The organism is Fulvimarina uroteuthidis (assembly GCF_034321785.1).
Lineage (GTDB): Bacteria > Pseudomonadota > Alphaproteobacteria > Rhizobiales > Rhizobiaceae > Fulvimarina > Fulvimarina uroteuthidis.
In genome coordinates this window covers 79,663-100,885 of sequence record NZ_JAXLPB010000007.1, presented here as the reverse complement: position 1 = coordinate 100,885, position 21,223 = coordinate 79,663, and the positions used below count along the sequence as shown (strand labels likewise).

The 21,223-nt window shown below is 62.1% G+C and carries 27 protein-coding genes, 5 pseudogenes and 1 riboswitch; of the genes and pseudogenes, 19 read left to right on the top strand and 13 right to left on the bottom strand.

Annotated features, from left to right (window positions below):
* The coding region (locus tag U0C82_RS17625) for a helix-turn-helix domain-containing protein (RefSeq protein WP_322189007.1) at window positions 1-274 on the bottom strand (274 nt) is incomplete at its 3' end.
* 98 nt (window positions 275-372) lie between these two features.
* Between U0C82_RS17625 and U0C82_RS17620 the strand changes: the two genes are divergently transcribed.
* Both U0C82_RS17620 and U0C82_RS17615 read left to right on the top strand, forming a co-directional pair.
* Window positions 373-798 (top strand): outer membrane protein, encoded by a 426-nt coding sequence (locus U0C82_RS17620; protein ID WP_322189005.1) that lies wholly within the window; start codon window positions 373-375, stop codon window positions 796-798.
* A gap of 114 nt (window positions 799-912) precedes the next feature.
* On the top strand, window positions 913-1,524 hold the full coding sequence (locus U0C82_RS17615) for a phosphatase PAP2 family protein (RefSeq protein WP_322189003.1): 612 nt from the start codon (window positions 913-915) through the stop codon (window positions 1,522-1,524).
* Between the two features lie 171 nt (window positions 1,525-1,695).
* Here the strand turns inward: U0C82_RS17615 and U0C82_RS17610 are convergent, their stop codons facing one another.
* The 4 genes from U0C82_RS17610 to sorT form a co-directional block, all read right to left on the bottom strand.
* Window positions 1,696-2,334, bottom strand: coding sequence for a DedA family protein (locus U0C82_RS17610; RefSeq protein ID WP_322189001.1), 639 nt, complete (start codon window positions 2,332-2,334; stop codon window positions 1,696-1,698).
* A 458-nt stretch (window positions 2,335-2,792) separates the two neighbouring features.
* A complete protein-coding gene (locus tag U0C82_RS17605) occupies window positions 2,793-3,257 on the bottom strand; it encodes a DUF411 domain-containing protein (RefSeq protein ID WP_322188999.1) in 465 nt (154 codons plus the stop codon).
* Between the two features lie 334 nt (window positions 3,258-3,591).
* Complete coding sequence (gene sorU / locus U0C82_RS17600) at window positions 3,592-3,927, bottom strand: SorU family sulfite dehydrogenase c-type cytochrome subunit (RefSeq protein ID WP_416186715.1); 336 nt, start codon at window positions 3,925-3,927, stop codon at window positions 3,592-3,594.
* 265 nt (window positions 3,928-4,192) lie between these two features.
* Window positions 4,193-5,374, bottom strand: a complete 1,182-nt coding sequence (gene sorT / locus U0C82_RS17595; RefSeq protein ID WP_322188997.1) for a SorT family sulfite dehydrogenase catalytic subunit — start codon at window positions 5,372-5,374, stop codon at window positions 4,193-4,195.
* 301 nt (window positions 5,375-5,675) lie between these two features.
* Here sorT and U0C82_RS17590 point away from each other — a divergent pair, with 301 nt between their 5' ends.
* Both U0C82_RS17590 and U0C82_RS17585 read left to right on the top strand, forming a co-directional pair.
* The gene (locus U0C82_RS17590) at window positions 5,676-6,722 is read left to right on the top strand and encodes a YeiH family protein (protein ID WP_322188995.1); all 1,047 of its coding nucleotides are present in this window, start codon (window positions 5,676-5,678) and stop codon (window positions 6,720-6,722) included.
* Between the two features lie 13 nt (window positions 6,723-6,735).
* Window positions 6,736-7,338 (top strand): uracil-DNA glycosylase, encoded by a 603-nt coding sequence (locus U0C82_RS17585; protein WP_322188993.1) that lies wholly within the window; start codon window positions 6,736-6,738, stop codon window positions 7,336-7,338.
* 305 nt (window positions 7,339-7,643) lie between these two features.
* On the opposite strand, the gene U0C82_RS17580 is transcribed toward U0C82_RS17585, so the two are convergent.
* From U0C82_RS17580 to U0C82_RS17570, 3 genes are all read right to left on the bottom strand, one after another.
* Complete coding sequence (locus U0C82_RS17580) at window positions 7,644-7,841, bottom strand: hypothetical protein (protein ID WP_322188991.1); 198 nt, start codon at window positions 7,839-7,841, stop codon at window positions 7,644-7,646.
* Between the two features lie 630 nt (window positions 7,842-8,471).
* Window positions 8,472-8,957: an RNA polymerase sigma factor gene (locus U0C82_RS17575; protein WP_322188989.1), complete on the bottom strand. Its 486-nt coding sequence runs from the start codon at window positions 8,955-8,957 to the stop codon at window positions 8,472-8,474.
* A gap of 86 nt (window positions 8,958-9,043) precedes the next feature.
* Window positions 9,044-9,865 (bottom strand): extracellular solute-binding protein, encoded by an 822-nt coding sequence (locus U0C82_RS17570; protein ID WP_322188987.1) that lies wholly within the window; start codon window positions 9,863-9,865, stop codon window positions 9,044-9,046.
* Window positions 9,866-10,217: 352 nt separating this feature from the next.
* Here U0C82_RS17570 and U0C82_RS17565 point away from each other — a divergent pair, with 352 nt between their 5' ends.
* The 9 genes and pseudogenes from U0C82_RS17565 to U0C82_RS17530 all read left to right on the top strand — a co-directional run.
* Entirely contained in the window at window positions 10,218-11,201 is a 984-nt protein-coding gene (locus tag U0C82_RS17565; RefSeq protein ID WP_322188985.1) for a malate dehydrogenase, read from the top strand.
* 158 nt (window positions 11,202-11,359) lie between these two features.
* A riboswitch (Fluoride riboswitch) is annotated at window positions 11,360-11,426 on the top strand.
* Window positions 11,427-11,512: 86 nt separating this feature from the next.
* Window positions 11,513-11,851 (top strand): annotated as a pseudogene (crcB, locus tag U0C82_RS17560) (fluoride efflux transporter CrcB); the annotation flags it as partial.
* 354 nt (window positions 11,852-12,205) lie between these two features.
* Window positions 12,206-12,511 carry a molybdopterin-dependent oxidoreductase gene (locus tag U0C82_RS17555; protein WP_210190503.1) on the top strand — a complete coding sequence of 102 codons (306 nt, stop codon included), beginning with the start codon at window positions 12,206-12,208 and terminating at the stop codon, window positions 12,509-12,511.
* Window positions 12,508-12,876, top strand: a complete 369-nt coding sequence (locus U0C82_RS17550) for a molybdopterin-dependent oxidoreductase (protein WP_322188983.1) — start codon at window positions 12,508-12,510, stop codon at window positions 12,874-12,876. The genes U0C82_RS17555 and U0C82_RS17550 overlap by 4 nt, the downstream gene beginning before the upstream one ends.
* A gap of 66 nt (window positions 12,877-12,942) precedes the next feature.
* Window positions 12,943-13,290, top strand: coding sequence for a molybdopterin-binding protein (locus U0C82_RS17545; RefSeq protein WP_322188981.1), 348 nt, complete (start codon window positions 12,943-12,945; stop codon window positions 13,288-13,290).
* Between the two features lie 9 nt (window positions 13,291-13,299).
* Window positions 13,300-13,704: a YidH family protein gene (locus U0C82_RS17540; RefSeq protein WP_322188979.1), complete on the top strand. Its 405-nt coding sequence runs from the start codon at window positions 13,300-13,302 to the stop codon at window positions 13,702-13,704.
* Window positions 13,705-14,033: 329 nt separating this feature from the next.
* Window positions 14,034-14,654 carry an IS110 family transposase gene (locus U0C82_RS17535; protein ID WP_322188977.1) on the top strand — a complete coding sequence of 207 codons (621 nt, stop codon included), beginning with the start codon at window positions 14,034-14,036 and terminating at the stop codon, window positions 14,652-14,654.
* A gap of 28 nt (window positions 14,655-14,682) precedes the next feature.
* Window positions 14,683-15,075, top strand: a pseudogene (locus U0C82_RS18995) (transposase); the annotation flags it as partial.
* A 148-nt stretch (window positions 15,076-15,223) separates the two neighbouring features.
* A pseudogene (locus U0C82_RS17530) lies at window positions 15,224-15,511 on the top strand (multicopper oxidase domain-containing protein); the annotation flags it as partial.
* On the opposite strand, the gene U0C82_RS18990 reads toward U0C82_RS17530, so the two are convergent.
* From U0C82_RS18990 to U0C82_RS17510, 4 genes are all read right to left on the bottom strand, one after another.
* The gene (locus U0C82_RS18990) at window positions 15,510-15,806 is read right to left on the bottom strand and encodes an iron transporter (RefSeq protein ID WP_416186716.1); all 297 of its coding nucleotides are present in this window, start codon (window positions 15,804-15,806) and stop codon (window positions 15,510-15,512) included. The pseudogene U0C82_RS17530 and the gene U0C82_RS18990 overlap by 2 nt on opposite strands.
* Window positions 15,807-16,383: 577 nt before the next feature.
* Complete coding sequence (locus tag U0C82_RS17520) at window positions 16,384-16,509, bottom strand: hypothetical protein (RefSeq protein WP_280173790.1); 126 nt, start codon at window positions 16,507-16,509, stop codon at window positions 16,384-16,386.
* Between the two features lie 112 nt (window positions 16,510-16,621).
* On the bottom strand, window positions 16,622-17,011 hold the full coding sequence (locus U0C82_RS17515; protein ID WP_322188973.1) for a type II toxin-antitoxin system VapC family toxin: 390 nt from the start codon (window positions 17,009-17,011) through the stop codon (window positions 16,622-16,624).
* A complete protein-coding gene (locus U0C82_RS17510; protein WP_244556902.1) occupies window positions 17,011-17,289 on the bottom strand; it encodes an AbrB/MazE/SpoVT family DNA-binding domain-containing protein in 279 nt (92 codons plus the stop codon). The genes U0C82_RS17515 and U0C82_RS17510 overlap by 1 nt, the downstream gene beginning before the upstream one ends.
* Window positions 17,290-17,549: 260 nt before the next feature.
* Here U0C82_RS17510 and U0C82_RS17505 point away from each other — a divergent pair.
* The 4 genes and pseudogenes from U0C82_RS17505 to U0C82_RS17490 form a co-directional block, all read left to right on the top strand.
* A pseudogene (locus tag U0C82_RS17505) lies at window positions 17,550-18,134 on the top strand (recombinase family protein); the annotation flags it as partial.
* Between the two features lie 199 nt (window positions 18,135-18,333).
* Window positions 18,334-18,771 (top strand): hypothetical protein, encoded by a 438-nt coding sequence (locus U0C82_RS17500; protein ID WP_322188971.1) that lies wholly within the window; start codon window positions 18,334-18,336, stop codon window positions 18,769-18,771.
* Window positions 18,772-19,027: 256 nt separating this feature from the next.
* Complete coding sequence (locus U0C82_RS17495) at window positions 19,028-19,309, top strand: type II toxin-antitoxin system RelE/ParE family toxin (RefSeq protein WP_322188969.1); 282 nt, start codon at window positions 19,028-19,030, stop codon at window positions 19,307-19,309.
* Entirely contained in the window at window positions 19,284-19,628 is a 345-nt protein-coding gene (locus U0C82_RS17490; RefSeq protein ID WP_416186714.1) for a HigA family addiction module antitoxin, read from the top strand. The genes U0C82_RS17495 and U0C82_RS17490 overlap by 26 nt, the downstream gene beginning before the upstream one ends.
* Window positions 19,629-19,678: 50 nt before the next feature.
* Here U0C82_RS17490 and U0C82_RS17485 read toward each other — a convergent pair.
* A pseudogene (locus U0C82_RS17485) lies at window positions 19,679-19,984 on the bottom strand (transposase); the annotation flags it as partial.
* Between the two features lie 226 nt (window positions 19,985-20,210).
* Between U0C82_RS17485 and U0C82_RS17480 the strand changes: the two are divergent.
* Both U0C82_RS17480 and U0C82_RS17475 read left to right on the top strand, forming a co-directional pair.
* Window positions 20,211-20,561: an antitoxin Xre/MbcA/ParS toxin-binding domain-containing protein gene (locus tag U0C82_RS17480; RefSeq protein ID WP_322189013.1), complete on the top strand. Its 351-nt coding sequence runs from the start codon at window positions 20,211-20,213 to the stop codon at window positions 20,559-20,561.
* A 49-nt stretch (window positions 20,562-20,610) separates the two neighbouring features.
* Window positions 20,611-21,120, top strand: a complete 510-nt coding sequence (locus tag U0C82_RS17475; RefSeq protein WP_322188965.1) for an RES family NAD+ phosphorylase — start codon at window positions 20,611-20,613, stop codon at window positions 21,118-21,120.
* Window positions 21,121-21,223 lie beyond the last annotated feature (103 nt).

Below are 21,223 nucleotides of genomic sequence, written 5' to 3'. Positions count from 1 at the left end.
TGAACCCAAGAGCGACGAGATCGGCATGCAAGTGGGTCAAAGGCCGGCGTTGCTTGCGTGACTTCGATGCTTCCGTCTTCAGCCAGGCCGCGAGCTTGTCGGCGAACGGGTCCAGCTTGCTCGCCCGTTCCGGCACCGAGAACTTCGGCTCGATCGTGCCGGCCTTCAGATACTTCTTGATGGTGTTGCGGGAGAGCCCGGTCCGCCTGGCGATCTCCCGGATCGGCAGCTTCTCTCGCAAAGCCAGGCGGTGGATGACGTTCAAAAGTCCCACGTGGATCACTCCATAGCCCCCTTCGCTCTCGCTCGGGGGAAAGGCTCACATGGGTCAAATCTCAGTGGAAATCAGGCAGCTTCCCGGGTCAGTTCCGGGTGGAAATCAACAATCGAGGGTTTTCCGTCGGTGGCGTGAACTTCTCCACCAAGGACAGGATCGACTATCTGGGGACTGTCAGGGGCCGTATCGGTTATGCCTTCGACGATCTGCTTGTCTACGGCACCGGCGGCTTCGCCTACGCCGGGAGAAGCCAGTCGACCAGTGTTTTCGGTCCCTTTGACGGGGCCTTCTCCGAGAACAAGGACAAGTTCGACACCGGTTACACGGTCGGCGGTGGCATCGAATATCTCATCGATCCACATGTCTCGCTCGGGCTCGAATACCCCTACACCGACCTCGGCAAGAGCGACTGGTCGGCGACGGGGCGGAACGCTGCTGGCATCGTCGACTTCAACGCTAAAACGAACGACCGGACCGATTTCAGCACCCTCTGGGCGACGATCTCCTATCGCTTCGACTGACGGTTGGGTCTTAGTGCGGCGCATCCTGCGCCGCACCGTTACCGATCCGTATAGTTCCGGCCACGCGGCAGCGAACCTTTTCCGCGATCATCGGGCATCCATCGAGAGGATGTCATGCCTACCCAGTTCGACCTTTCACTGTTCCCTTTCATTCACGGCTTCGCCGCCGAAACGTTGGCGCCGTTCGAAACCGGAGCGGCGGACTGGCTGATCGCGCTCGTTCCGTTCGTCCTGATCGCGCTCTGGCTTCGCGACAGGAACGGTGACCGGACAGACGGAGCCACTGCGGCGATCGCCGCAGGCATGGCTCTGGCCTTGTCCGGACTGATCTCGTTTCTCGTTTTCGAACCGAGACCCTTCATGATCGGTCTTGCGGGGAACGTCCTCGACCATGCCGCCGACAGTTCGTTCCCGAGCGACCACGTGGCCGTCATGGCAGCGGTGACCGCGAGCCTCACCTTTGCCGGGCGTTCCCGGATCGCCGCGATCCTCGCGACGGCGACCGTTTTCGTTGGCTGGTCGCGGGTCGCTCTCGGCGTGCATTTCCCGACAGATGTCGTTGCCGGCGCGTCGATCGGCGTCTGTGCAGCGGGGTTTCTCCGATCCGGCTTGCTAAGCCCGTTCGTCGCGTTCGTCGTCCGCGTCGGAGAAACGGTGTCCGCAATGATGGGGCTCGACAAGGTCTCCGACTTCATCCGCAAACCTTCCTTTCTCCGCTCCCGTTGAGATTGTCTATGCCGCTAAGCCGTATCGACCTGCTCGCACTTGCCGTAGCCTCCGGTTTCGCGGGCGAAGAAGCAAAATGGTTGCTCTCGCTGGGTGGCGATCCGCGCACCCCCGTCGAGACGACCGACCGAGGTTCCGCCTCTTCGGGTCGGTTTAGCGCTCGCGCCGAACCTACGATGCTTTCTCATCCGTTCGATGCTCCCGCTGTTTCTTCTGCCGTCGCCCGAACGTGACGACCCGGTAGACGTAGCCGAGGACAAGGAACGCGACGACCGCCTGCGTGACGGGATCGAGCCAGCCGGCAACAAGGTCGTACTGGGACTGGAGAACGTAGCCCGCGAGCGTCAGGAACGTAGTCCATATTACCGTTCCGAGCGCCGACCAGGCTAGGAACCGCACCATTCCCATCCGATTGATTCCCGCCGGCACAGAGATCAGGGTTCGCACGGTCGGGATGAGCCTTCCGAAGAAGACCGCGCTCGCGCCATAGCGTCGGAACCACGACGATGCCGTGTCGACATCGTCGGAAGTCATGGTCAGCCATCGCCCGTGGCGATCTGCGAGGCGCTTGAGCCGGTCGAGCTTGAAGTAATACCCGGCGTAGTACCAAGGTAAGGCACCGAGAAGAGAGCCGATCGTGCCCGCGACCAGCACGCCGATCAGCGACAGATCGCCCTCGGCGGCGGAAAAGCCGGCGAGCGGCATGATGAGTTCGGAGGGAATCGGCGGAAAGATGTTCTCCGCGAACATCAAGAACGCGATGCCAAGATAGCCCGATTGCGTGATAAACCCCGTGATCCAGTCGAACATTGTCTTAGCCCCCGCTGTAAATTTTTTATAAAAATAAGATTATCTATCAAGCGTTCCACATTCGAAGTATACGAATTGGTATAGTTCTAGCTGCCCGCGTTTCTTCGAATGCGAGGGCGGAGCCCATCCAGCCCCCCGAAAAGACCGGTTTCGTACATGCTTAGAAAGTCAGAAGCGCAGAAGATCTCGTAGCAGCATTGCGCCCGATCGCCGGCGCTTCGATTGCCGCAGAGATCGCATGAAAGCAGGATTCGCTGTAATATTAATTCACGCCGAAACCGCGCGATGTAACGGTACGGACCAGCGATTTGTCTCTGGCATTGGTAAGCCTTTCATACCCAAACCAATGGGGTTCTTCGCAAGGAGGCTGTCCGACCGGGACTCGCAGGTAGCTGCTCGCAGATCCACTGCCTGTCCGCATTTAAGGGACATGGTGGCCATGAAATCTATGCGAAGGCTCAACGCGGATAGCTCGCGAACACCTCGGTGGAGCCGTCCGCTTTGACGAGGAGTACGTCGTAAGGCGTGTCGCCGGATCCCATCCCCGGCGCATCCGCCGGCATGCCAGGAACCGACAGACCGACCGCGTCGGGACGTTCGGCAAGAAGCCGCTTGATCTCCGCCACCGGCACGTGGCCTTCGATGGCGTAACCGCCGACGAGGCCGGTGTGACAGGAGGCGTGCTGCGGCGAGAAACCCGCCTCCTTCTTCTTGGCGTAGAGGTCAGCCGAGGCGAGGTGCTCGACCGTCACGTCGTAGCCGGCGTCCTCGACATGGCGGACCCAGGCGGCGCAGCAGCCGCAGGTCGGCGACGAATAGACCTTCATTACCTCCCCGGCTTCGGCAAGAAACGTCGTCGAGAAAAATGCGATCGCACCGGCGCCAAGAAGGGCTCCGAGGGTCGTCTTCTTCGTAGCTGTCATGATCGGTTTTCCTTAGAATGAATGTCTCTATAGGGCTCGGTCTCTACTGATGGGAGAGACCGAGCTTGCAGTGTCGGATCGGAGGACCTGGCGCCTTGTCGCATCGGGCCCCCGCCGAGGCGTCACTTCATCTCTATGACGGTCAGCTTGCCGCGGACGCGCTCGGCAATGGACTTGACCGTCTGGCACGCCTTCGCCTTTGCGAGCATCGCCGGTCCCGGTCCCGGTCCCGCCGTCGCCGATGCTCAAGAGCCGTATACAAAACCAATGGTCCGATGACGTCCCAACGTTGTGCGCTTCGACTGATCCGAAACGGCGGGCCTAGCGCCATGCGCTACTTCTTTCCGGCGACCTCTGCCACATAGGCCGAAACAGTCGCGATCTTGTCGGCCGTCAGGCTGTCTGCGAACGCCGGCATCACGCCGATACCGCTCTTGACGGCCGCGGCGACGCGGTCCGCGCTCGGTTTCAACTCGTCGAGGTTCGGGCCGACGGCACCGGACGCATCGGCATCGGCGAGCGTGTGGCAGACGGCACAGGCTGGTTCGGCCTTCTTGGTGAAGATTTCACGACCCTCCTCGACATTGACCGAGGGATCGGCGGCAAGGGTTGGGAAACTCGCGAAACACATCGCAAGAACGGCGAAGAGTGGTGTCGATCTGATGGGCATAGCTTTCAGGTCCTTTCGAAAGCGATTTAAGGGGTCCGTCCGTGACATTCGGCGAAGGTGCGCGGGAACCAGGCGTGCATGGCAGCAGCGTCCCGCCACTCGGTCGCGGAGCAGCTTCGGGAGTGCATCGAATGTCGGTCGTCATACCCTACGTCGGGTTCGGGCCTCTGGCATACGAGGCCCGAACCCAATGATGAAGAGCAAGATGCTCGAGGGTGATGGCGTCTTTAGGCGATAGAGCACCGGCCAGTTTCGCGGCGCAGCGTCAGCTGACGGTCACGTCCACCGCGTGAGCCCGCCAGCCGTTGTTGCCGTAGCCGCGCTCGTTGGGTGGGAAGTCCTCTGGTTGAGACAGCCCGTCCGCCGCCGTCGCCCGGCTCGCGAGCGTGTGCTCCCCTGCAGGAAGATCGGCGATCAATGCGAACGGTCTCCAGGCGTAAGGACCCATATCGGGTCCAAGGAACCGGGCTTCCGCCCAGGTCTCGCCACCGTCGGTCGAGACTTCGATGGTCTTGAGCTCGCTGACGCCACCCATGGCGACACCATGGATCTGCACCTTTCCGGCGGACGCTTTTTCGAGCGGACCGGTGATCCAGGATTTGACACTCATCTTGAACATCGAGGGCTGCGAGGGATCGCCTTCGACACCGATCGGGCGCACGCGGTAGCCGGTCTGTTGGATCTTCGCCGGCGACTGATCCGCAGTGAGCGCGAGGCGCTTGATATACTTGATGTTGTTGACCCCGAAATAGCCGGGCACGATCAGTCGCAGCGGACCGCCATGGGCGAGCGGAACCGGCTCGCCGTTCATCTCCCAGGCGAGGATTGCGCGCTCCATAGCGTCGATCGGGACCGAACGCTCGACCTGGACCGTCTCAGGTGGCAGGCCCGCAGGGATCTCCTCGCCGCCCGTACCGGTGAGCCATTGACGACCCTCCGCAGCACCTCCCATCGCCTCGGCGAGAACCCGTACGGGAACGCCGGTCCACACGACGTTGCCGGCTGCACCCGTCGCCCACTGCGAGCCGCTCGTTTCGTGATCGAAGAAGGCTCGACCGTTGCCGGAACACTGGAGAACGCACACCACGGTCTCGACGCCGAGGGTCTTCATCTCACCGACGGTCATCGAACCCGGGTTGGCGAACCCTTCGAACTGGACCTCCCAGGCATCGCGATCGGCGACGATGTCCTCGGACGGCGCCGGCAGGTTGTTGCGGATGTAGAGATCGCTCGAGGGCGTGACGAGCGCGTCGCCCTGGGCGGCACGCTTGGTTTCCAGCGTCTGGTCGGTGTGGACGATGAGATCGTCGGCGTCCTTCCATGAGGCGTAGGCCGGAAGCTTTCCACCGTCCTGTGCGGACGCTGGCATGCCGTAGGCCGCGACCCCTGCAAGCCCTGCGGCACCCATTAGGAATTGGCGGCGCTTGATGGCGAGTGTGTCGATCATGGTTTCCTCCCTTTATCCAAGCCGGAGCCGCCTTTTTCGACCGATTAACCCCGGGGCGTTGTCGTCTAGGCCCTGGCGAATTGCTTCGGCAAAATCGCAACTCCTCACTTTAGACGCGCGAGGCACGCCGATTATTCCTCAGACGATAGAATGGGACGGTTTTTTCGAACAACGGGAATAATCGGCGACGCTGACGCGTCGGCACGAACAGGAGATCGCTTCGCCGAACGGACCGATCGCCATAGACCGAGACCGCTCCCGCGACTTTCGTTAGAGCCAGGGCAAACATTTGGGATCAATCATGACCGATGCCAGTGAAACGACAGCCTCGTCGGGAGCAGGTTTCTGGACCGGGCTCCTCCTCACCGCCGGCATTGCTGCCGCGTCTTTCGCCCTGCGTGCCATTCCCGGCGTCGACGTTCTGTCGCCACTGATCCTGTCGATCCTCATCGGGATGGCGCTGCACAACACGGTCGGCACGCCGGCGGCGGCCAAGCCCGGCGTCCAGTTCTCGCTTAAGGTCATCCTCAAGGCGGGCATCGTGCTGCTCGGCCTGCAGCTCACCTTTTCCCAGGTCGTCGAGGTCGGCTGGCTCGGCGTCGCGATCATCACCGTGACGCTGGTCGCGACCTTCGTCTTCACCAAGTGGCTCGGCGCACGCCTCGGCATCGATCGCAAGCTGACCGAACTCATCGCCGCAGGGACGGCCGTCTGCGGGGCCTCGGCGGTGATCGCGACGAACACCGTAACGCGCGGCAAGGACGAGGACGTCGCCTATGCCGTCGCCTGCGTGACGGTATTCGGCTCGCTGTCCATGGTTCTGATCCCGCTGATCGAGACGACCGTCCTCAAGCTTGGTCCGATCGACTACGGTCTCTGGTCCGGCGCGACGATCCACGAGGTTGCGCAGGTCGTGGCGGCCGCCTTCCAGCAGGGCGAGGCTGCGGGCCATTACGGCACCATCGCCAAGCTCACACGCGTCATGCTGCTCGCGCCGCTCGTCCTTGCGCTTGGCTATCTGGCGCACGAGCGGACGTCGGGTTCTGGCGAGAAACAATCCAGCGAGGACAAGTCCGGTGGTGGCGTGCCGATCCCCTGGTTCGTGTTCGGCTTCGTGGCGATGGTCGCGGTCGCCTCCACCGGTGTCGTACCAGCTGCCGCGGAGCCCTGGCACCAGGGACTGACCCAGTTTCTCCTCGCCATGGCGCTCGCCGCGATGGGGCTCGAGACCGACATCCGCAAGCTGGTTGCCGAAGGCGCACGCCCGGCGATCCTCGGTGCGGCGTCCTGGATTTTCATTGTCGTCCTCGGGCTCGGTCTCGTCGTCGCGACCGGTGCCGGTCGATGATCGAGGAGGAAGCGTGACCGCACCCGTCTCGTCTCAGGTGGAACGGACTGCACGGCTCACCGCCTGCGGTGAGGTCCACATGGCGCGGCTCAACCTCTATTGGTGGAGCCTTCGAAGCCGCGGCTGGGACGTGCCCCATTTCGACCCGTTGGACGGCGGAAGCGATGCTAAGCTGCTCGTCCTGCTGGAGAGGCCGGCGCGGCGGGGAACGGCACCGCGCTTCGTCTCGCGCGACAACCCGTCGCCGACGCAACGAAGTCTGCGACGTTTTCTGTCCGAAGCCGGGATCGAGCGAAAGACGACGGTGCTGTGGAACCTCGTCCCTTGGCTTCCACCGATTTCGAGCAAGCGAAACCTTTCCCCGCGCCGGGCCGAGATCGAAGGCGGGCTCGTAGAAATTCCGCGGTTTCTAAACTGTCTTCCCCATTTGCGCGGGGTTCTGCTCGCGGGTCGGACCGCAGCCTGCGCGGCCCCGGTAGTCGCAGAATGCCGGCCAGAGCTCACGGTCTTCCGGATGCCTCATCCCTCGCCGATCCTTCTCGCCACCGATCCCCGTTACGCGACGACGATCGCCGATACGCTTACGAGGGTTGCGCAATTTTTGGAGTTCAGGTGACGAGCGTCTTATCAAGACAGTGAGATCGCCGGGCGCAAAAGCGGCTTCAAAATTTTCCGATCGCCAAGCGCATGTGACCCAGGACATTACAGTAACAGGAAAGGCCTACTCCCCGAGGTGTCCAAGCCGTCCGAGCCTTCGATCGACAGCGACGGGTTGGGCCAACGTCCCTGACCACCGGGCACTGAGACAGGTTTCGGTCATATTCGTCCATACCTGACCGAAAGTCTCTGATCACTCGGAGATGGGCAAGCGGAAACATTGGGCTCAATTTTCCGACGGACCGGTGAACAACCGCCGAAGTCTCAAGCGCAGCGAGGCGCAGCGTCGATCCGGTTCCGGAGTTCGGCAAAGACGACGTGCCCTTTGTCGCGGCGCGTGACGAGGCGCAGATAGGTCTCGATCGCTGCGAACCGCTCCCTCGCCATGCTTCCCGCGATTATCTCGTAGGTCTTTCCGCCCGCGGACCATTGGGCGGAAAGGTTCGTCCCGGCTCCGGTCAAGATGGGATCGCTACCGTAAAAAAGGCTGAGCCGGCATGCGTTCGGGCCGGCATAGTGGACAAAGCTCCCGTCCCTGGTCTCTGCCGTCGCAACGATCTCCATGCCGGCAATCGAAAGATCCGGAAAGGGTCCGTCGGTGGCCGCGGCCGGTCGCAGTGTGTCGGTTCCCCGCGGATGTGAAGGGACGGACAAGAAGCGCCCGTGCATGCCGACAAGGGTCGTGGGCCCGTCTGCGGCGCGAAGGAAAAGCCCGGCCGCGACGACAACCAGGGCAAGGCAGGCTGCGAGCGCAAGACCTAAGCCTCGCGACCTCAGGAACGTTGTCGGTCGCCCGGTCCTCTGAAAGATTCCGAGGACGTCCTGTCCGTTCGGGCTGCTTCCGGATTGTGAAACCGAAAGCGGAGCTATGCCGGGCCGCATGCGACGAAGCGCAGCTGTCTGTGCGTCCAGCTTTTCGAGCATCGCCGCGAGCGCCGGCTCCCGGCGCAGCCTTTCCTCAAAGGCGGCCGCCTCCCCCGGCGCCATTTCGCCGTCCATGTAGGCGGACAGGCTGTCCCAGTCCCAATCGGGCAGGTCACCGCTGTCCGCGCCATCCGTTTGCAACGACATCTTCTTTCCGCGCTCCAGTTGTCAGCGGTCCGGGCCGTCGATCCGTTCGCGCAGCGCGCGGCGCGCGCGGCTGATCCGGCTCATCACCGTTCCTCGCGGCACGCCGAGGACCGACGCCGCCTCGTCGTATCTCAGTCCCATGACGTCGATCAGGAACAGGATCTCACGGGTCTGTGGCGGCAGCGCCTCGAAGGCCATGCGGACCAGCATGTCTTCGTGCGAGTTCGCGCGCGTGACGTCATCTTCGCGGACCCCCGCTTCACGTTCGAAATAGTCCCTGCGTACCTTCGAGCGCCTTGCCGCATCCGTTCTGAGATTGCGGACCACCCGGAACATCCAAGGCCGCAGCTCCTCGATCGCGCCGGGCGGATCGGCGGCGGTCAGCGCCCGGGTCACGGCCTCCTGCACCACGTCCTCCCCGTCCTCACGTCGTTCGCAGATCGAGCGGGCGTAGGCGTTCAGTTCCGGTAGGAGGCGTTCGAGATGAGTGCGGAGCGCCGTCGACATGGACCGGCTATAGCGCCGGTCCGATCCTTTCCGCAATGCAAGGAGTACCAGTGTCGCAAATCGTTCCGCTGCGTGGTCGCGGCAGATTAGCGCTGCCAGCCCTCGGTCGCCATGATCGTCTGGGCCTTCTCCGATACGAGGAAATCGAGGAACTCCTGCGCCGTCGGATCGGCCTTCGGCGAGATCACCACGTTGACATCCCGCCAGATCGTCCGGTTCTCCTCGACGTCGACCATGTCGAGAACGTCCTGATGGGTCAGCGGCCAGTTCGGCCAGGTGATCCAGGCATCGGCGTCCTTTTCCTTGAACTGGGCGAAACTCGCGCCCGAACCGAGGGCGTAAGCGACGATGTTCTTCCGGAACCGTGCGATGTCGTTGAGGCGTCCGAGCCGTCCCGCAACGTCCTCCCAAGTTCCTGTCCCGGATGTGTTGTAGACGCCGGCACCTTCCGTCACGACGATCTTCATGCCGTCCGCTAGAAGGTCGTCGAAGCCTTCGATACCCTTCGGATTGCCGGCCTTCACCGCGATGACGGTCGGACGGATGTAGATCGGCTCGACCTCTTCATGGTCGAAGGCAGGATAGGTCAGCAGAAACGCGGTCATGGACTGCTCGGACGTGCCCCACATGATGTCGGCATCGGCCTGGGCATCGGCGGACCAGGCCGATTCCGGCCCGGCGACGATCTCGACCTCGTTCCCGGTCTCTTCCTCCCAGACGTCCGCAACCTTGCGAAATGCCGTGTGCGGACCGCCGGCGCCGTAGAGCTTGACCACGCCGTCCTTCGGCGCGTGCTCGATCGATGGATCGGCAAGGTCGGTCTTGCCGATCCGATCGGCGACGGTGTCGGCGAATGCGGGGTCTGACAGCAACGTAGCGGCGAGGGCAAGCGTAGCGGTTCGGGTCATCGTCATGGTCCTTCCCAATCGTTGTCGGAACGCGGAACCGCGCCCGTCATGGAAGGAACGGCTGGGCTGGCCCGATTATTCCAAGTCTTCCGAACCCGGTATGTGAGCCATCCGCCGCCGATCGATGTCCCTATACGCGAGGGATTGTCCTCGGCCCGGCCTCAGGGGCGGTCTTCAGGGCGGTTCCCGTGTCGTCGTGATCCCTTTCACCACACCCCCGAACTCCCCGTCGCGGTAATCGATCTGCTTTTCATATTGAAACGAGCAGCATTTCTCGTTGGTCGGATCGTCCGGGAACGCCAGGTTCCGGTCAGGACATTACGAACGACCGCTTCAGGCAGAGGACACCCGCATGACCAAAGCTCCCCTTCGCATCGCCGTCAGCGGCGCTGCCGGACAGATCTGTTATTCGCTGCTCTTCCGGATCGCCGCGGGCGACCTCTTCGGCGCGGATCGACCCGTCGCGCTTCACCTTCTCGATCTGCCGCAGGCGCAGAATGCAGTGCGTGGCGTCGTCATGGAACTCGAGGACTGCGCCTTTCCGCTTCTTTCCGACGTTGCTGTCACCGACGATCCGAACGCGGCCTTCCGCGACGTCGATGCCGCGCTCCTCGTCGGCTCGCGGCCCCGCTCGAAGGGCATGGAGCGGCGCGATCTTCTCTCGGCGAACGCGGAAATCTTCAAGACGCAAGGAGCGGCGCTCGATGCCAATGCGAAGCGCGAGGCGAAGGTGCTCGTCGTCGGCAACCCCGCCAACACCAACGCCTTCATCCTGGCCGAAAGCGCACCGAATTTCCCGCGCGACAACATCGCCTCTATGATCCGTCTCGATCACAACCGTGCGCAGGGGCAGCTTGCGGCCAAGGCGGGGGTGGGCGTCGGCGAGATCGAGAAGCTCGTCGTCTGGGGCAACCATTCGCCGACCATGTTCGCCGACTGGACGTTTGCGACCGCGAACGGGCGTCCGCTCAACGAGACGATTTCGGACGAGGCCTGGTACCGCGAAACGCTGATCCCGAAAGTCGCCCAGCGCGGCAGTGCGATCATCGAGGCGCGGGATGCCTCGTCCGCCGCCTCGGCGGCCAACGCCGCGATCGACCATCTGCGCGACTGGATGCTCGGCTCGGACGGCCGCTGGGTGTCGATGGGCCTTTCGTCGATAGGTGCCTACGGCATTCCCGAAGGCCTCTACTGCGGCGTTCCGGCAACCTGCACTGCCGGTTCGATCGAGCGGATCGAGGATCTTAAGATCGACGAGTTCCAGCGCCGGATGATCGACCGGACGGTCGCCGAACTCGTCGAGGAGCGCGACGCGGTCCGGGCGCTCCTTGCCTGATCGCCAAGGTCTGCGTCGTGTCGAACCTTCTGGTGGCCACATCGGCGGATGCCGGAATGACATCCACACGTCATCCGGCGACCGCATCGAAGCCGATAGAAGATCGTGTCGCGAGCCTCGTCTTGCCTTGGCGATCGATCGGTCGTATCTTTGCTACGATGATGGATGGGGATGGAGTCCCCCGATAACCGCCTCGTCTTCGAGGCTGATGGCTCCTACCGCACGGGCGCGTTTCGAACGGCCGGTGGTAGGGCTCTGTCGTCTGCCGCTCCGATCGTTCGTACCGCCCCACCGAACCGGAAAGGGCGCATATGAACATGCTTATCGTCATCGCAGGAGCAGGGATCGGCGGAGGCTTGCGGCACGCGACGAACCTCGCCGTCGTCCGGCTTCTTCCCGACCTCTCGTTTCCGTTGTCGACGGTGATCGTCAACGTCCTCGGCTCGTTCGCGATGGGCATCCTGATTGAGGTCTTCGCGCAACGCATTGCGAACGACCATCCGCTCAGCCTGTTCCTGACGACGGGCGTGCTCGGCGGCTTCACGACCTTCTCGACGTTCTCCCTCGACGCCATCTCCCTCTACGAACGGGGCGAATTCGTCACCGCGACACTGTACGTTCTCGGTTCAGTCCTGGCCGCGATGGCGGGCTCGTCGCGGCACTCTTTCTCATGCGCACCGTGTTCGCCGGCGAAGCGGCCTGACGAAAGAAGGGAGGGCGAGGCGATGAACGACGACAGAAAAGGGCAGGATCCGGAGGTCTCCGAGGTCGACGAACTGGTAGACTACGAGCGTCGACGCAGGGCGTCGAAGGGGGCGAGTCCCAGGCAATCAAGGTCCGTCACATCGTGGATCATCGCGGTCGTCGTACTGACCGCCGCTGCGCTGGTCATCTGGGCGGTACTCGGCTCGTGATCGACGCGATGCTTCTGCTTCGGAACGAGCCGGCGCCCCCTTTGCCCGAAGCATGCTGTTCCCCAAGCCATAACGCGAGGAATTGAAACCATGACCGAAACGTCCGTCCGCGACACCAACCATACCTTTCTGCAGAACGACGATTCCCTTAACGTCGAGACGCGGTCCGAGCGGCTTCGGGATTCCTTCCTCACCAAGCAATCGGACTTCTACATTCGCTGCCATGGCGATGTGCCGAGCCTGCCGGACGATCATCCGATCAAGATCGTCGGTGGTTCCGGTAAAGAGACGACGGTTTCGGTTGCGGACCTAAAGGCGAGATTCAAGACGCGCACCATTGCGGCGACGCTCCAGTGCGCGGGCAACCAGCGTCAAGAGATGCAGGCTACCAGATGACGACCGGCGACGGCTGGGGCATCGGGGTGATCGGCAATGCCGAGTGGACCGGCGTTGCGCTCCGTGACGTGCTCGGCGGCATCGCGATCGATCCGTCCACAGCTCATGTCGCCTTCCGTTGCGCTGACGCGACCACGGTCGCAGGCGAGAAAACGAAATTCGGGATTTCGATCCCGATCGAGAAGGCGTTGCACGCGGACACGCTGCTCGCCTGGGCGATGAACGGCGAGCCGCTGTCACCGGAACATGGCGCGCCGCTGCACCTCGTGGTCCCGGGCTATGCGGGCGTGCGCAACGCCAAATGGGTCGAGACGATCGAATTGCGTTCGGCCCCGTGCGAGGCGCCGACGCAGAGCCGGGACTAGAAGCATTTCCATCCCTCCGTCTCGCAGGACGAAGCCGACTGAGACACCGCCCTGAAGATCAACGAGATGCCGGTCAACTCGGCGATCTGGATTCCCTCCGACGGCGCTTCGCTCCCGGCCGGTCCTATTCTTATCGCGGGGTACGCCATCGCGTATGGCCGCGCAGTCGCGCGGGTTGACGTCTTGAGCGATGATGGAAAGACTTGGCGTTCCGCGGAGATCGACGAAACGGGCACGCCTCAGACTTGGGTCCAGTGGTCCGCCGAGTTTGAGTTGGAAGCCGGAAAACACCAGCTAGTTATCCGCGCGGTAGACGATGCGGGTCAAGGTCAGTCCGATAGCACGGAAGGCATCTGGAACTTCGCTGGCTATCTCTGCACGAGTTGGCACCGCATCCACGTCACGGTCGCATGAGGTTCGATCGTGCCCGAGGATGACGCGGTCGCCTCGCGGACGGAACTGGCCGGCGACCGCACGGACCTTGCCGAAGATCGAACGATCCTGGCGAATGAACGCACGTTCGCCAGTTGGCAGCGCACGGCACTCGGCGCGATCGGTGTCGGGATCGCCTTCAATGGACTCTTCAACGAGATCGATCCGACCTGGGTCGCCAAGGCCGTCGCGACGCGGTTCATCGTCCTCGGCCTGTTCATCGCCGCGACCGTGCAGCTGAAGGCCTCGATGGTCTCGCATCGCCCGGAAGCCCATTGGATCAGCGCGGTCCAGACATCCAGCTTCTGGATCATGACGATCACCTTATGGATCGGAGGTCTCGGCCTGATCGCTGCGATCTGGCTCATCACCTATCCGGGATACGCCTTGCGATGAGACATTTTCTCGTACGCAAACGGGCAGGCAGCGTTTTTAGTCTTCCGCACGAAACCTGCCGGTCCGGTTTTGGCCGATCGGCCAGAGCGCGCTTTGCGTACCCATTCGGACCCACAGGGGACGCTTGTCTTATGACTTTCTGTGCCGATCAGGCAAACATGAACCGCCGCGGAAAGGGGTCCTATCTTTTTCGCGGCGGCGAGGGATGGATCGCCCGGACGCTGGCCGTTTGACGGGCCGAATTAGAGTTTGATCACCCTCGTCTTTTCTCGAAGGCCTGACGGATACCCGGACTCTGGTTCCGGACGACAAGCAGAGGCTCGGAAAAGATGACAGAGGCTACCATCGGCATCGACATCTCGAAAGACAGGATCGACGTTCACCGTCTGCCGGGTGGCGAGAGCCGGCAGTTCGCCAACGACAAGACCGGCCTCAGGGCCTTTCTGCGTGGGGTGGAGCGAAGCGGTGAGCCACCCGCCCGAATCGTCTTCGAGGCCACCGGTGCTTATCACCGCGCTCTGGAACGCCGGCTCGCCGAGGCCGGGCTTCCCGTCGTCAAGGTCAATCCGCGAAACGCTCGGCGCTTTGCCGAGGCGGCCGGACGGCTCGCCAAGACCGACCGGATCGACGCGGCGTTCCTGGCCCGGATGGGAGTTGCCCTCTCGCTCGAACCATGTGCTGTTCTGAGCCAGACCTTGAGCGATCTCAAGCAGATGATCGTCGCGCGCGAGGCGCTGATCAAGGACCGGACCGCGGCGAAGAACCGGGCGAAGGTCATGACGATCGCTGTCCTGAAGCGTCAGAATGCCGAGCGGCTGAAGCAGATCGAACGCCAGCTCGTTGCGCTCGACACTGAGATCGAGGCGCAGATCGCGGCCGAGCCCGATCTTGCGCCGCGTCTGGGCACCGATCGGACAGCGCCCGACCGCCGTTTTCCGTCCTCGCTATGAATGGCTGTAGGTCACCGCATTCGTCTCACCACAAACCGGGAACAGCTTTTTCTATCTGTCGAACGGCGTCTCGAAACGCCTGTTCGAAGAACTCCTGGCGCTGCTTGCCAGAGAAGCCGGAACTGGACCGGACGAAATCATCATCGTCGTTCTCGACAATGCTGGGTGGCACGCTCCGCCCGATCTTGCCATACCTCCGGGCGTCCGGCTGGCTTTCCTGCCGCCCTACACGCCGGAACTTCAGCCCGCCGAGACCCTCTGGGTCCTCGTCGACGAGCCCATCGTCAACCGATCGCTCGATACCCTCACCGAACTCGACGCCCTCGTCGCAAAGCTGTGCGTCCCTCTGACAACCCAAACCGACCGAATAAAAAGCCGCACCGGATACAATTGGTGGTCCAAAATCTCAAACCCGAGCTAATCCCCCGGATTTGGTATAACTCTCTGATGAAGAAACGGATTTGTCCAAGAACCGATTTCCGCTTCTCGGTCCGATGCCTGAACTCTCCAGAAAAACAATTCGGGTTCCACACAACTGAGGCTCGCCCATGACGAAGCAAGTCCAGATCTGCACCGACGGCGGCTGACTGCGCCCGGAAGCACGCTGGCCGGAGGTGACGATCGACATTCCCGTCGGCGCGATGCGCGCCTACGAGTTCGATGCGGTCCATCCCGGCGACTGGGCGCTCCATTGCCACAAGTCGCACAGTGCGATGAACGCCGTGGGTTACGACGTGCCGACCTTCATCGGCGCGGACAAGTCGGCAGTGGCGCGTAAGGTCAAGCTGCTGCAACCGGACTATATGCCGATGGGCACCGACGGCATAGCGGATACGGCCGAGATGTCGATCGCTGTCATTCGTGCCCGGTTTCGATCCTGATCTTCTCGAAAGTAACCTCGACCGGATCGGCGTAGCGCTTGCCGTTCTTCTCGTCATGACGCGGAAATGTCGGCGGCGCGATCTTGACGCTGAGGTCGTAGACGCCGTCACCTGGAAGCTTCAGGTCCCGGCCGTAGTGATAGAGCCCGGGATGCCAAAGGAATTCCGGCTTGAAACGCACGATCTCCTGGCCCTCCAGCGACAGCGTGCAGTCGATGTCGAGATAGGGGATGAAGCGGTGATCGGCCGCGTCGAGGACAGCGATCTCCATGTGACAGTTCATGTCGGATGGAGCCTCGATCCATTCGAGCTTTCCGTCCTTGCGGTGGAACATGCCTTCGGCGCGTTCCTGTGCAAAGGCGACGATATAATCGTTGGCCCGCATCTTGCCGCCGGTGTCGGCGACCTTCTCTGCCATGTAGTCGAGCGAGGCAAGATATTTCGCACCCTCTTCCTTGGCCATTTTTAGTTGGTTCTGGTCGGCCTCGTCGCTCGGCTTTGCCGGCGGCATCTTTGCGTCAACTCCGGTCGCTTCGGTCATCGCGTTTCTCCCTTGGGAATTGTCGGCCCACATGCAGCAAACAGGCGCAGCGTCGTCTTCGTTCCAGTTCGATTCCCCAATCGTTTCGATCTCGGATGAATGGGTCTTCGCGATCTGTCGCCGCCGGATGGCGGCGTACGGGATCGGACAGGCAACCGGGGAAGAGATTACGGCCGCTGGCACGATCGGTAGTTCCGCAACACTACATCGCTGGCTGAGAAAGCGGTCGCCGTCGTGAAATACCTAGGCGCCACGAGGGCCTGATCAAAATCCGATAAGACCACGCGACGGGTCCGAATACGGATGATCAACGGCGCAGATACTTGGTGGCTGCCGCCGCGCAGAGGCCGAGAACGATCAGAAACACGATAGCGCCGAGACCCGTGCCAAGCGCCATTCCTCCCATCTGCCCGATGCCCTTCATCGGCAACATGTTGTCTGTCAGAGGTCGGCAAATGAACGGTCACTTCCTACGAGTATCGCTTTGAAAGGGACATTCGTCTTGCAGCCAGTAAAAGCCGAAACCGGGACAATGCAGTAGATCGTCAGCGGACCAGGACAACCTTGACGCCGAGTTCGGCTTCCACGTCTTTCCATGCTCGGTCCGCTGTCACGGCAGGTACATCGAGTTGGCGGGCAAGAGCAAGGCAAGCGCGATCGCCGTGGCTGAGTCCGAGATGAACCGTCGCACTGCGCATGAGACCGGCCTCCATGGCGAGTTCGGCATCGAGCGCTCGCACATCGAGACGGAGCGCTTCGACCAGTCGAGGAACCGCCTCGGCAGGCACTCCTTTGTCGACGCTCTTCGAAACGACTTCCTGAAGGTTGATCGCGGAGATCGCGGCGTCGCGAAGCCAGCGTCTGGCTTCTGCAGCGCCGGTCTCCTCGTTGAGATCCACGAACACGGCCGAGGTGTCGACGACGCAAGACGGCATTAGGATGTCTCGCCTTCGGCAGACCGGTTTCCAAGATCGCGGTCATTCTCTTCGCGTCGGTCAGCGATGACCTCGTCCGCAATTTCTGTTCCTGGTGCCACGTATTCTCGAAAGATGGCTCTGGCTCGATCCAAGGCAGCGTCCGGAGTGGTGAGATGAACTTCACCATCGACCAGTTCGGCCATCACGTGACCGCCCTTCTGCACTCCGAGCTTCTCACGCAATGCGACAGGCAGGACTAGACGACCATTTGGGAGAACATTTACACGGATCATCATACTGCCCTTTCTCAATATATGGGGCCTAGACCTAGTGTGTCTTCTGGTGGCTCACTGGTCAAGATGTATTAGAGTGACCGAAAATAGAATATGACCAATCACCTGCCTTAGTCAAGAATGGTACGCTCATATGTGACCGATTCTGAGCATCTCTGTGGAAAACGCTCGAAACCCTGCTTGATCGAATTGAGGGCATGCCCGATAAGTTCGGGTGCGTTTTCGATGCAGTTCCGCAATCCAGAGCCAGTCGTCTTCTCTCCATGTCCCGCATCTTCGCCTACGCGCGCGTGTCGACAATCGAGCAGACCACCAACAACCAGCTTGGCGAGATCCGCTCCGCCGGCTTCGAGGTCCAGCCGCGTCGGGTGATCGCGGAGACGGTGTCGGGATCGGTGGCGGCTTCCGAGCGGCCCGGGTTCTCCAAACTCGTCGACCGGCTGGAGGAGGGCGACATCCTCGTCGTCACCAAGCTCGACCGGCTCGGCCGCAACGCGATGGATGTCAGGAAGACCGTCGACGAACTGGCCGAACTCGGCATCAAGGTCCACTGCCTCGCCCTCGGCGGTGTGGACCTGACGAGCCCGGCGGGCCGAATGACCATGGGCGTCATCAACGCGGTCGCCGAGTTCGAGCGCGATCTTCTCATCGAACGCACCCAGGCCGGACTCGAACGGGCCAAAGCCGAAGGCAAGGTCCTCGGCCGACCGCCGCGCCTGACGCCGAGCCAGCAGCAGTCGGTCGTCGCCAAACTTGCCGAAGGCATTTCGATCTCGCGGCTCGCGCGGCACTACGGCGTAAGCCGGCTGACCATCACTCGCGCGCGTGATAAATATAAAGAGAACGTCTCTGTGGACGGAGACGGCGTAGGCGGCCCCCCGCAAGCCGAGACCGGCGCGGACGCGGACAGTGTCGGGCGAGATGGCGTACATCGAGACGCCGTAGGCGCTTCGGCGTTGCACGAGCCGACGGAGCCGTCCTTAGCCGGCGGGACGCGAGCCAAGCGGCGCATGAGGCCAGCGGGGCTGCGATCGAAGGAGCATGCCGATGCCGATCAAGCATGACCTGCGTGGCTTCTATCCGCTCGACTGGACCGAGCTCTCCCGTTCGGTCCGGTTCCGCCGCGCCAAGGGCCGCTGCGAGCGTTGCGCCCGGCCTCACGGCGCAACCATCTGCCATCTCGGCGACGGCCGCTGGTTCGACGAGGTAGATGCCTGCTGGCGCGACGGCAGGGGCCGAAAGCTACGCACCAACCTGCCAGCACCGGACGCCCTGCCGCCGGAGTTCGCGCCGCGCTTCACGAGGGTCTCGCTCGCCTGCGCCCATCTCAATCATGACGTTTCGAACAACGAGGCGGGAAACCTCGCCGCGCTCTGCCAGCGCTGTCACATGATCCACGACCGGCCCCACCATCTCGCCCGTCGCCGCATCACCTATCTCATGCGCCGCGCAATCGGGGACCTGTTCTCGGGCCTCTATCGATAGCTCTCCTCAGCTATGTGGTGTGCAGACGATCCGAAGCGGAAAGCATACCGGTCCGTAGCTGCGAGCCATTGAAGGGTTGTCGGGAAGGCTCGACTTTCAGGAGATATTTTTGATTTTTACGTAGTAAACGCCGTGCTTTCGTGTGGCTGCTTCTGGCGGCCTGCAGAACTCCGAAAAAAGCAGTGCGAAATAACGCGTTGCGTCATATGCTGCGAAGCGTTATATCACTTCCATACATTCTCAGCGTGCCCACCGGATGATCGTCAGTTTCAGAGACAAACAGACCGAGGCGATCGCAAGCGGACGGGCTGCTCGTAGGCTGCCCGGCGACATTCAACGCACGGCGCTGAAGAAGCTGCGACAACTGGATGCCGCGGCAGGACTGGACGATCTGCGCATTCCTCCCGGCAACCGTCTGGAGGCGCTGCAGGGCAACCGCGCCGGCCAGCACAGCGTCCGCATCAATGACCAGTGGCGCATCTGCTTTCGATGGGACGCTGGAAATGCCTACGATGTCGAAATCGTCGATTACCACTGACCTTGAGGAGGCAGCCATGAGTGTACAGACGACCCAAAACTGGCTACCCAACGTTCACCCGGGCGAGATCCTGCTCGAAGACTATCTGGAGCCCATGGGCCTGACCAAGAACGCACTCGCCACCGCAATCGGTGTGCCGGCCACGCGCATTGGTGAGCTGGTCCGCGGTCGCCGTGCGGTCACCGCCGATACCGACCTGCGCCTATCCCGGTACTTCGGCACATCCGAGGGCTTTTGGCTGCGCCTGCAGAACGCCTACGACCTGATGGAGGCGCGGCGCTCGGGCGACTATCACGAGATCGAGCCACGGGCGGCGTGAGACGATCGACCAAACCGAGACCCACCACCAGCTGGAACGGATGTTTGTGGGCGTGCGACATCCAAGGCTTCCTTGAGGATCTCGTTCTCTATGGTCTTGCAACCGAGAAGCCGTTCGAGATCGCGAAAGCGCTTCTGCAGATCTCGGACGCTGAACGTTCCAATGACGTCCTCGTCCACCTGAACTGCAGCATGGCGGCCTTCCAGCATCCGACGCTTCCGGTCAAAGAGCTGTGAGGGAGAATTCTCGGCCTGGCGAGCGACGAAGAAAACACCCATCCCGGGCTGCCTCGCCTCCTTCACGAAGCGCGCCTTCTCGCCCACTGAGCAACGGCACTGATGTTGCACCGAAGTGATGACTTCGGCCCATGAAAACGAGCCGTCCGAAGCTTTCGACGTAGTCGTACTTAGAGGCGGATGCCTATGCCTTATCGGCTATGCCGACTGTCCGGTTGGAACGGGGTGCAGTCCGAGTGCGCCGCTGACTTTCAGGACCTTGGACACGGAACGAACCCGCAGATATCTTGCGCGCCACCAGCTATGACGCTAACTTGCGTCAATTTTGATGGCTTTGAGGAACAGTATGAATCTCCAGACTGTTGAAGAAAACGGGATGTTTGCACCTCGAAGAATTGCGGAAGCGCTGCGGACGACCAACGACGAAATCGCTCGCACCGCTGGTCTCGGTCGCGACGCCGTTCAGCGAAAGTCGCGGATCGGGTCCGACCGGACCCAACGCCGTCTTCGGGAGATGATCGAAGTCCTGAACAAGGTCGAGCCGCGGTTCGGTTCGGCGCTGATCGCGTATGCCTGGTACCGGTCCGAGCCGCTTGCCGGTTTCGATGGGCAAACCGCTATGCAACTCGTCCAGGACGGACGAGCCGGCGATGTTCTAGATTATGTCGACGCGGTCGACGCCGGCGTTTTCGCCTGATGCCGGTCGCAATGCCCCACGTTGCCGTGGACCCGTCGAAGGGCAGGATTTGCTGAAAGAAGCCCGTTACGAGGGCCTTCTTTATCGCACGCTCAATCCGGTCTACGCCCGCGAGCCTCTTTCCGGCCGTGGCGCGGCGATCCATGGCGGCCGCTTCAACGCCCGAGGTCGCGAGGCACTCTATCTCTCGCTCTCACCTGACGTCGCCTTGCGCGAAGCCAATCAGGTCGGAACGCTTCAGCCGACGACATTGGTCGCTTATCGCGCAAATCTTCGTCCTGTTTTCGATACGCGCGATCGGCAAGCTCTTGATGGCTACGGAATGAGCGCGGACGACCTTGCCAACCCGGATTGGCGGGACCGAATGTTGAAGCGCCTCGATGTCCAGACGCAGGATTTTGCCGAACGGCTTTTGGCCAATTGTTTTGCTGGCCTGCTCGTCCGGAGTTTCGCCCGCGGTGCGCCCCCGACCGCGCTTAATCTTGTTTTATGGCGCTGGAACACGGGTGCGGACGATCGGCTTAAAGTCATCGGCGACGAAAAACGCCTATCGCAATGAATCAAAATTGCCCAGAACAAAGGGCTTACGAGGGATATTGAAAGAGGTGGTCCCGGTTGTCTGAACAGTCTCGCCGGTTTGGATAAGTGGATCGCCTGCGGGT

Excerpts from the sequence above, each read along its gene's own strand:
- U0C82_RS17510 (WP_244556902.1), bottom strand. The coding sequence starts at position 17,289 with ATGATGATCCGTGTAAATGTTCTCCCAAATGGTCGTCTAGTCCTGCCT.
- U0C82_RS17480 (WP_322189013.1), top strand. The coding sequence starts at position 20,211 with ATGAATCTCCAGACTGTTGAAGAAAACGGGATGTTTGCACCTCGAAGA.
- U0C82_RS17590 (WP_322188995.1), top strand. The coding sequence starts at position 5,676 with ATGACCGATGCCAGTGAAACGACAGCCTCGTCGGGAGCAGGTTTCTGG.
- U0C82_RS17605 (WP_322188999.1), bottom strand. The coding sequence starts at position 3,257 with ATGACAGCTACGAAGAAGACGACCCTCGGAGCCCTTCTTGGCGCCGGT.
- U0C82_RS17570 (WP_322188987.1), bottom strand. The coding sequence starts at position 9,865 with ATGACCCGAACCGCTACGCTTGCCCTCGCCGCTACGTTGCTGTCAGAC.
- U0C82_RS17535 (WP_322188977.1), top strand. The coding sequence starts at position 14,034 with ATGACAGAGGCTACCATCGGCATCGACATCTCGAAAGACAGGATCGAC.
- U0C82_RS17500 (WP_322188971.1), top strand. The coding sequence starts at position 18,334 with ATGCCGATCAAGCATGACCTGCGTGGCTTCTATCCGCTCGACTGGACC.
- U0C82_RS17495 (WP_322188969.1), top strand. The coding sequence starts at position 19,028 with ATGATCGTCAGTTTCAGAGACAAACAGACCGAGGCGATCGCAAGCGGA.
- U0C82_RS17515 (WP_322188973.1), bottom strand. The coding sequence starts at position 17,011 with ATGCCGTCTTGCGTCGTCGACACCTCGGCCGTGTTCGTGGATCTCAAC.
- sorT (WP_322188997.1), bottom strand. The coding sequence starts at position 5,374 with ATGATCGACACACTCGCCATCAAGCGCCGCCAATTCCTAATGGGTGCC.
- U0C82_RS17610 (WP_322189001.1), bottom strand. The coding sequence starts at position 2,334 with ATGTTCGACTGGATCACGGGGTTTATCACGCAATCGGGCTATCTTGGC.
- sorU (WP_416186715.1), bottom strand. The coding sequence starts at position 3,927 with ATGCCCATCAGATCGACACCACTCTTCGCCGTTCTTGCGATGTGTTTC.
- U0C82_RS17575 (WP_322188989.1), bottom strand. The coding sequence starts at position 8,957 with ATGTCGACGGCGCTCCGCACTCATCTCGAACGCCTCCTACCGGAACTG.
- U0C82_RS17550 (WP_322188983.1), top strand. The coding sequence starts at position 12,508 with ATGACGACCGGCGACGGCTGGGGCATCGGGGTGATCGGCAATGCCGAG.
- U0C82_RS18990 (WP_416186716.1), bottom strand. The coding sequence starts at position 15,806 with ATGGAGATCGCTGTCCTCGACGCGGCCGATCACCGCTTCATCCCCTAT.
- U0C82_RS17565 (WP_322188985.1), top strand. The coding sequence starts at position 10,218 with ATGACCAAAGCTCCCCTTCGCATCGCCGTCAGCGGCGCTGCCGGACAG.
- U0C82_RS17490 (WP_416186714.1), top strand. The coding sequence starts at position 19,284 with ATGTCGAAATCGTCGATTACCACTGACCTTGAGGAGGCAGCCATGAGT.
- U0C82_RS17555 (WP_210190503.1), top strand. The coding sequence starts at position 12,206 with ATGACCGAAACGTCCGTCCGCGACACCAACCATACCTTTCTGCAGAAC.
- U0C82_RS17520 (WP_280173790.1), bottom strand. The coding sequence starts at position 16,509 with ATGTTGCCGATGAAGGGCATCGGGCAGATGGGAGGAATGGCGCTTGGC.
- U0C82_RS17615 (WP_322189003.1), top strand. The coding sequence starts at position 913 with ATGCCTACCCAGTTCGACCTTTCACTGTTCCCTTTCATTCACGGCTTC.
- U0C82_RS17545 (WP_322188981.1), top strand. The coding sequence starts at position 12,943 with ATGCCGGTCAACTCGGCGATCTGGATTCCCTCCGACGGCGCTTCGCTC.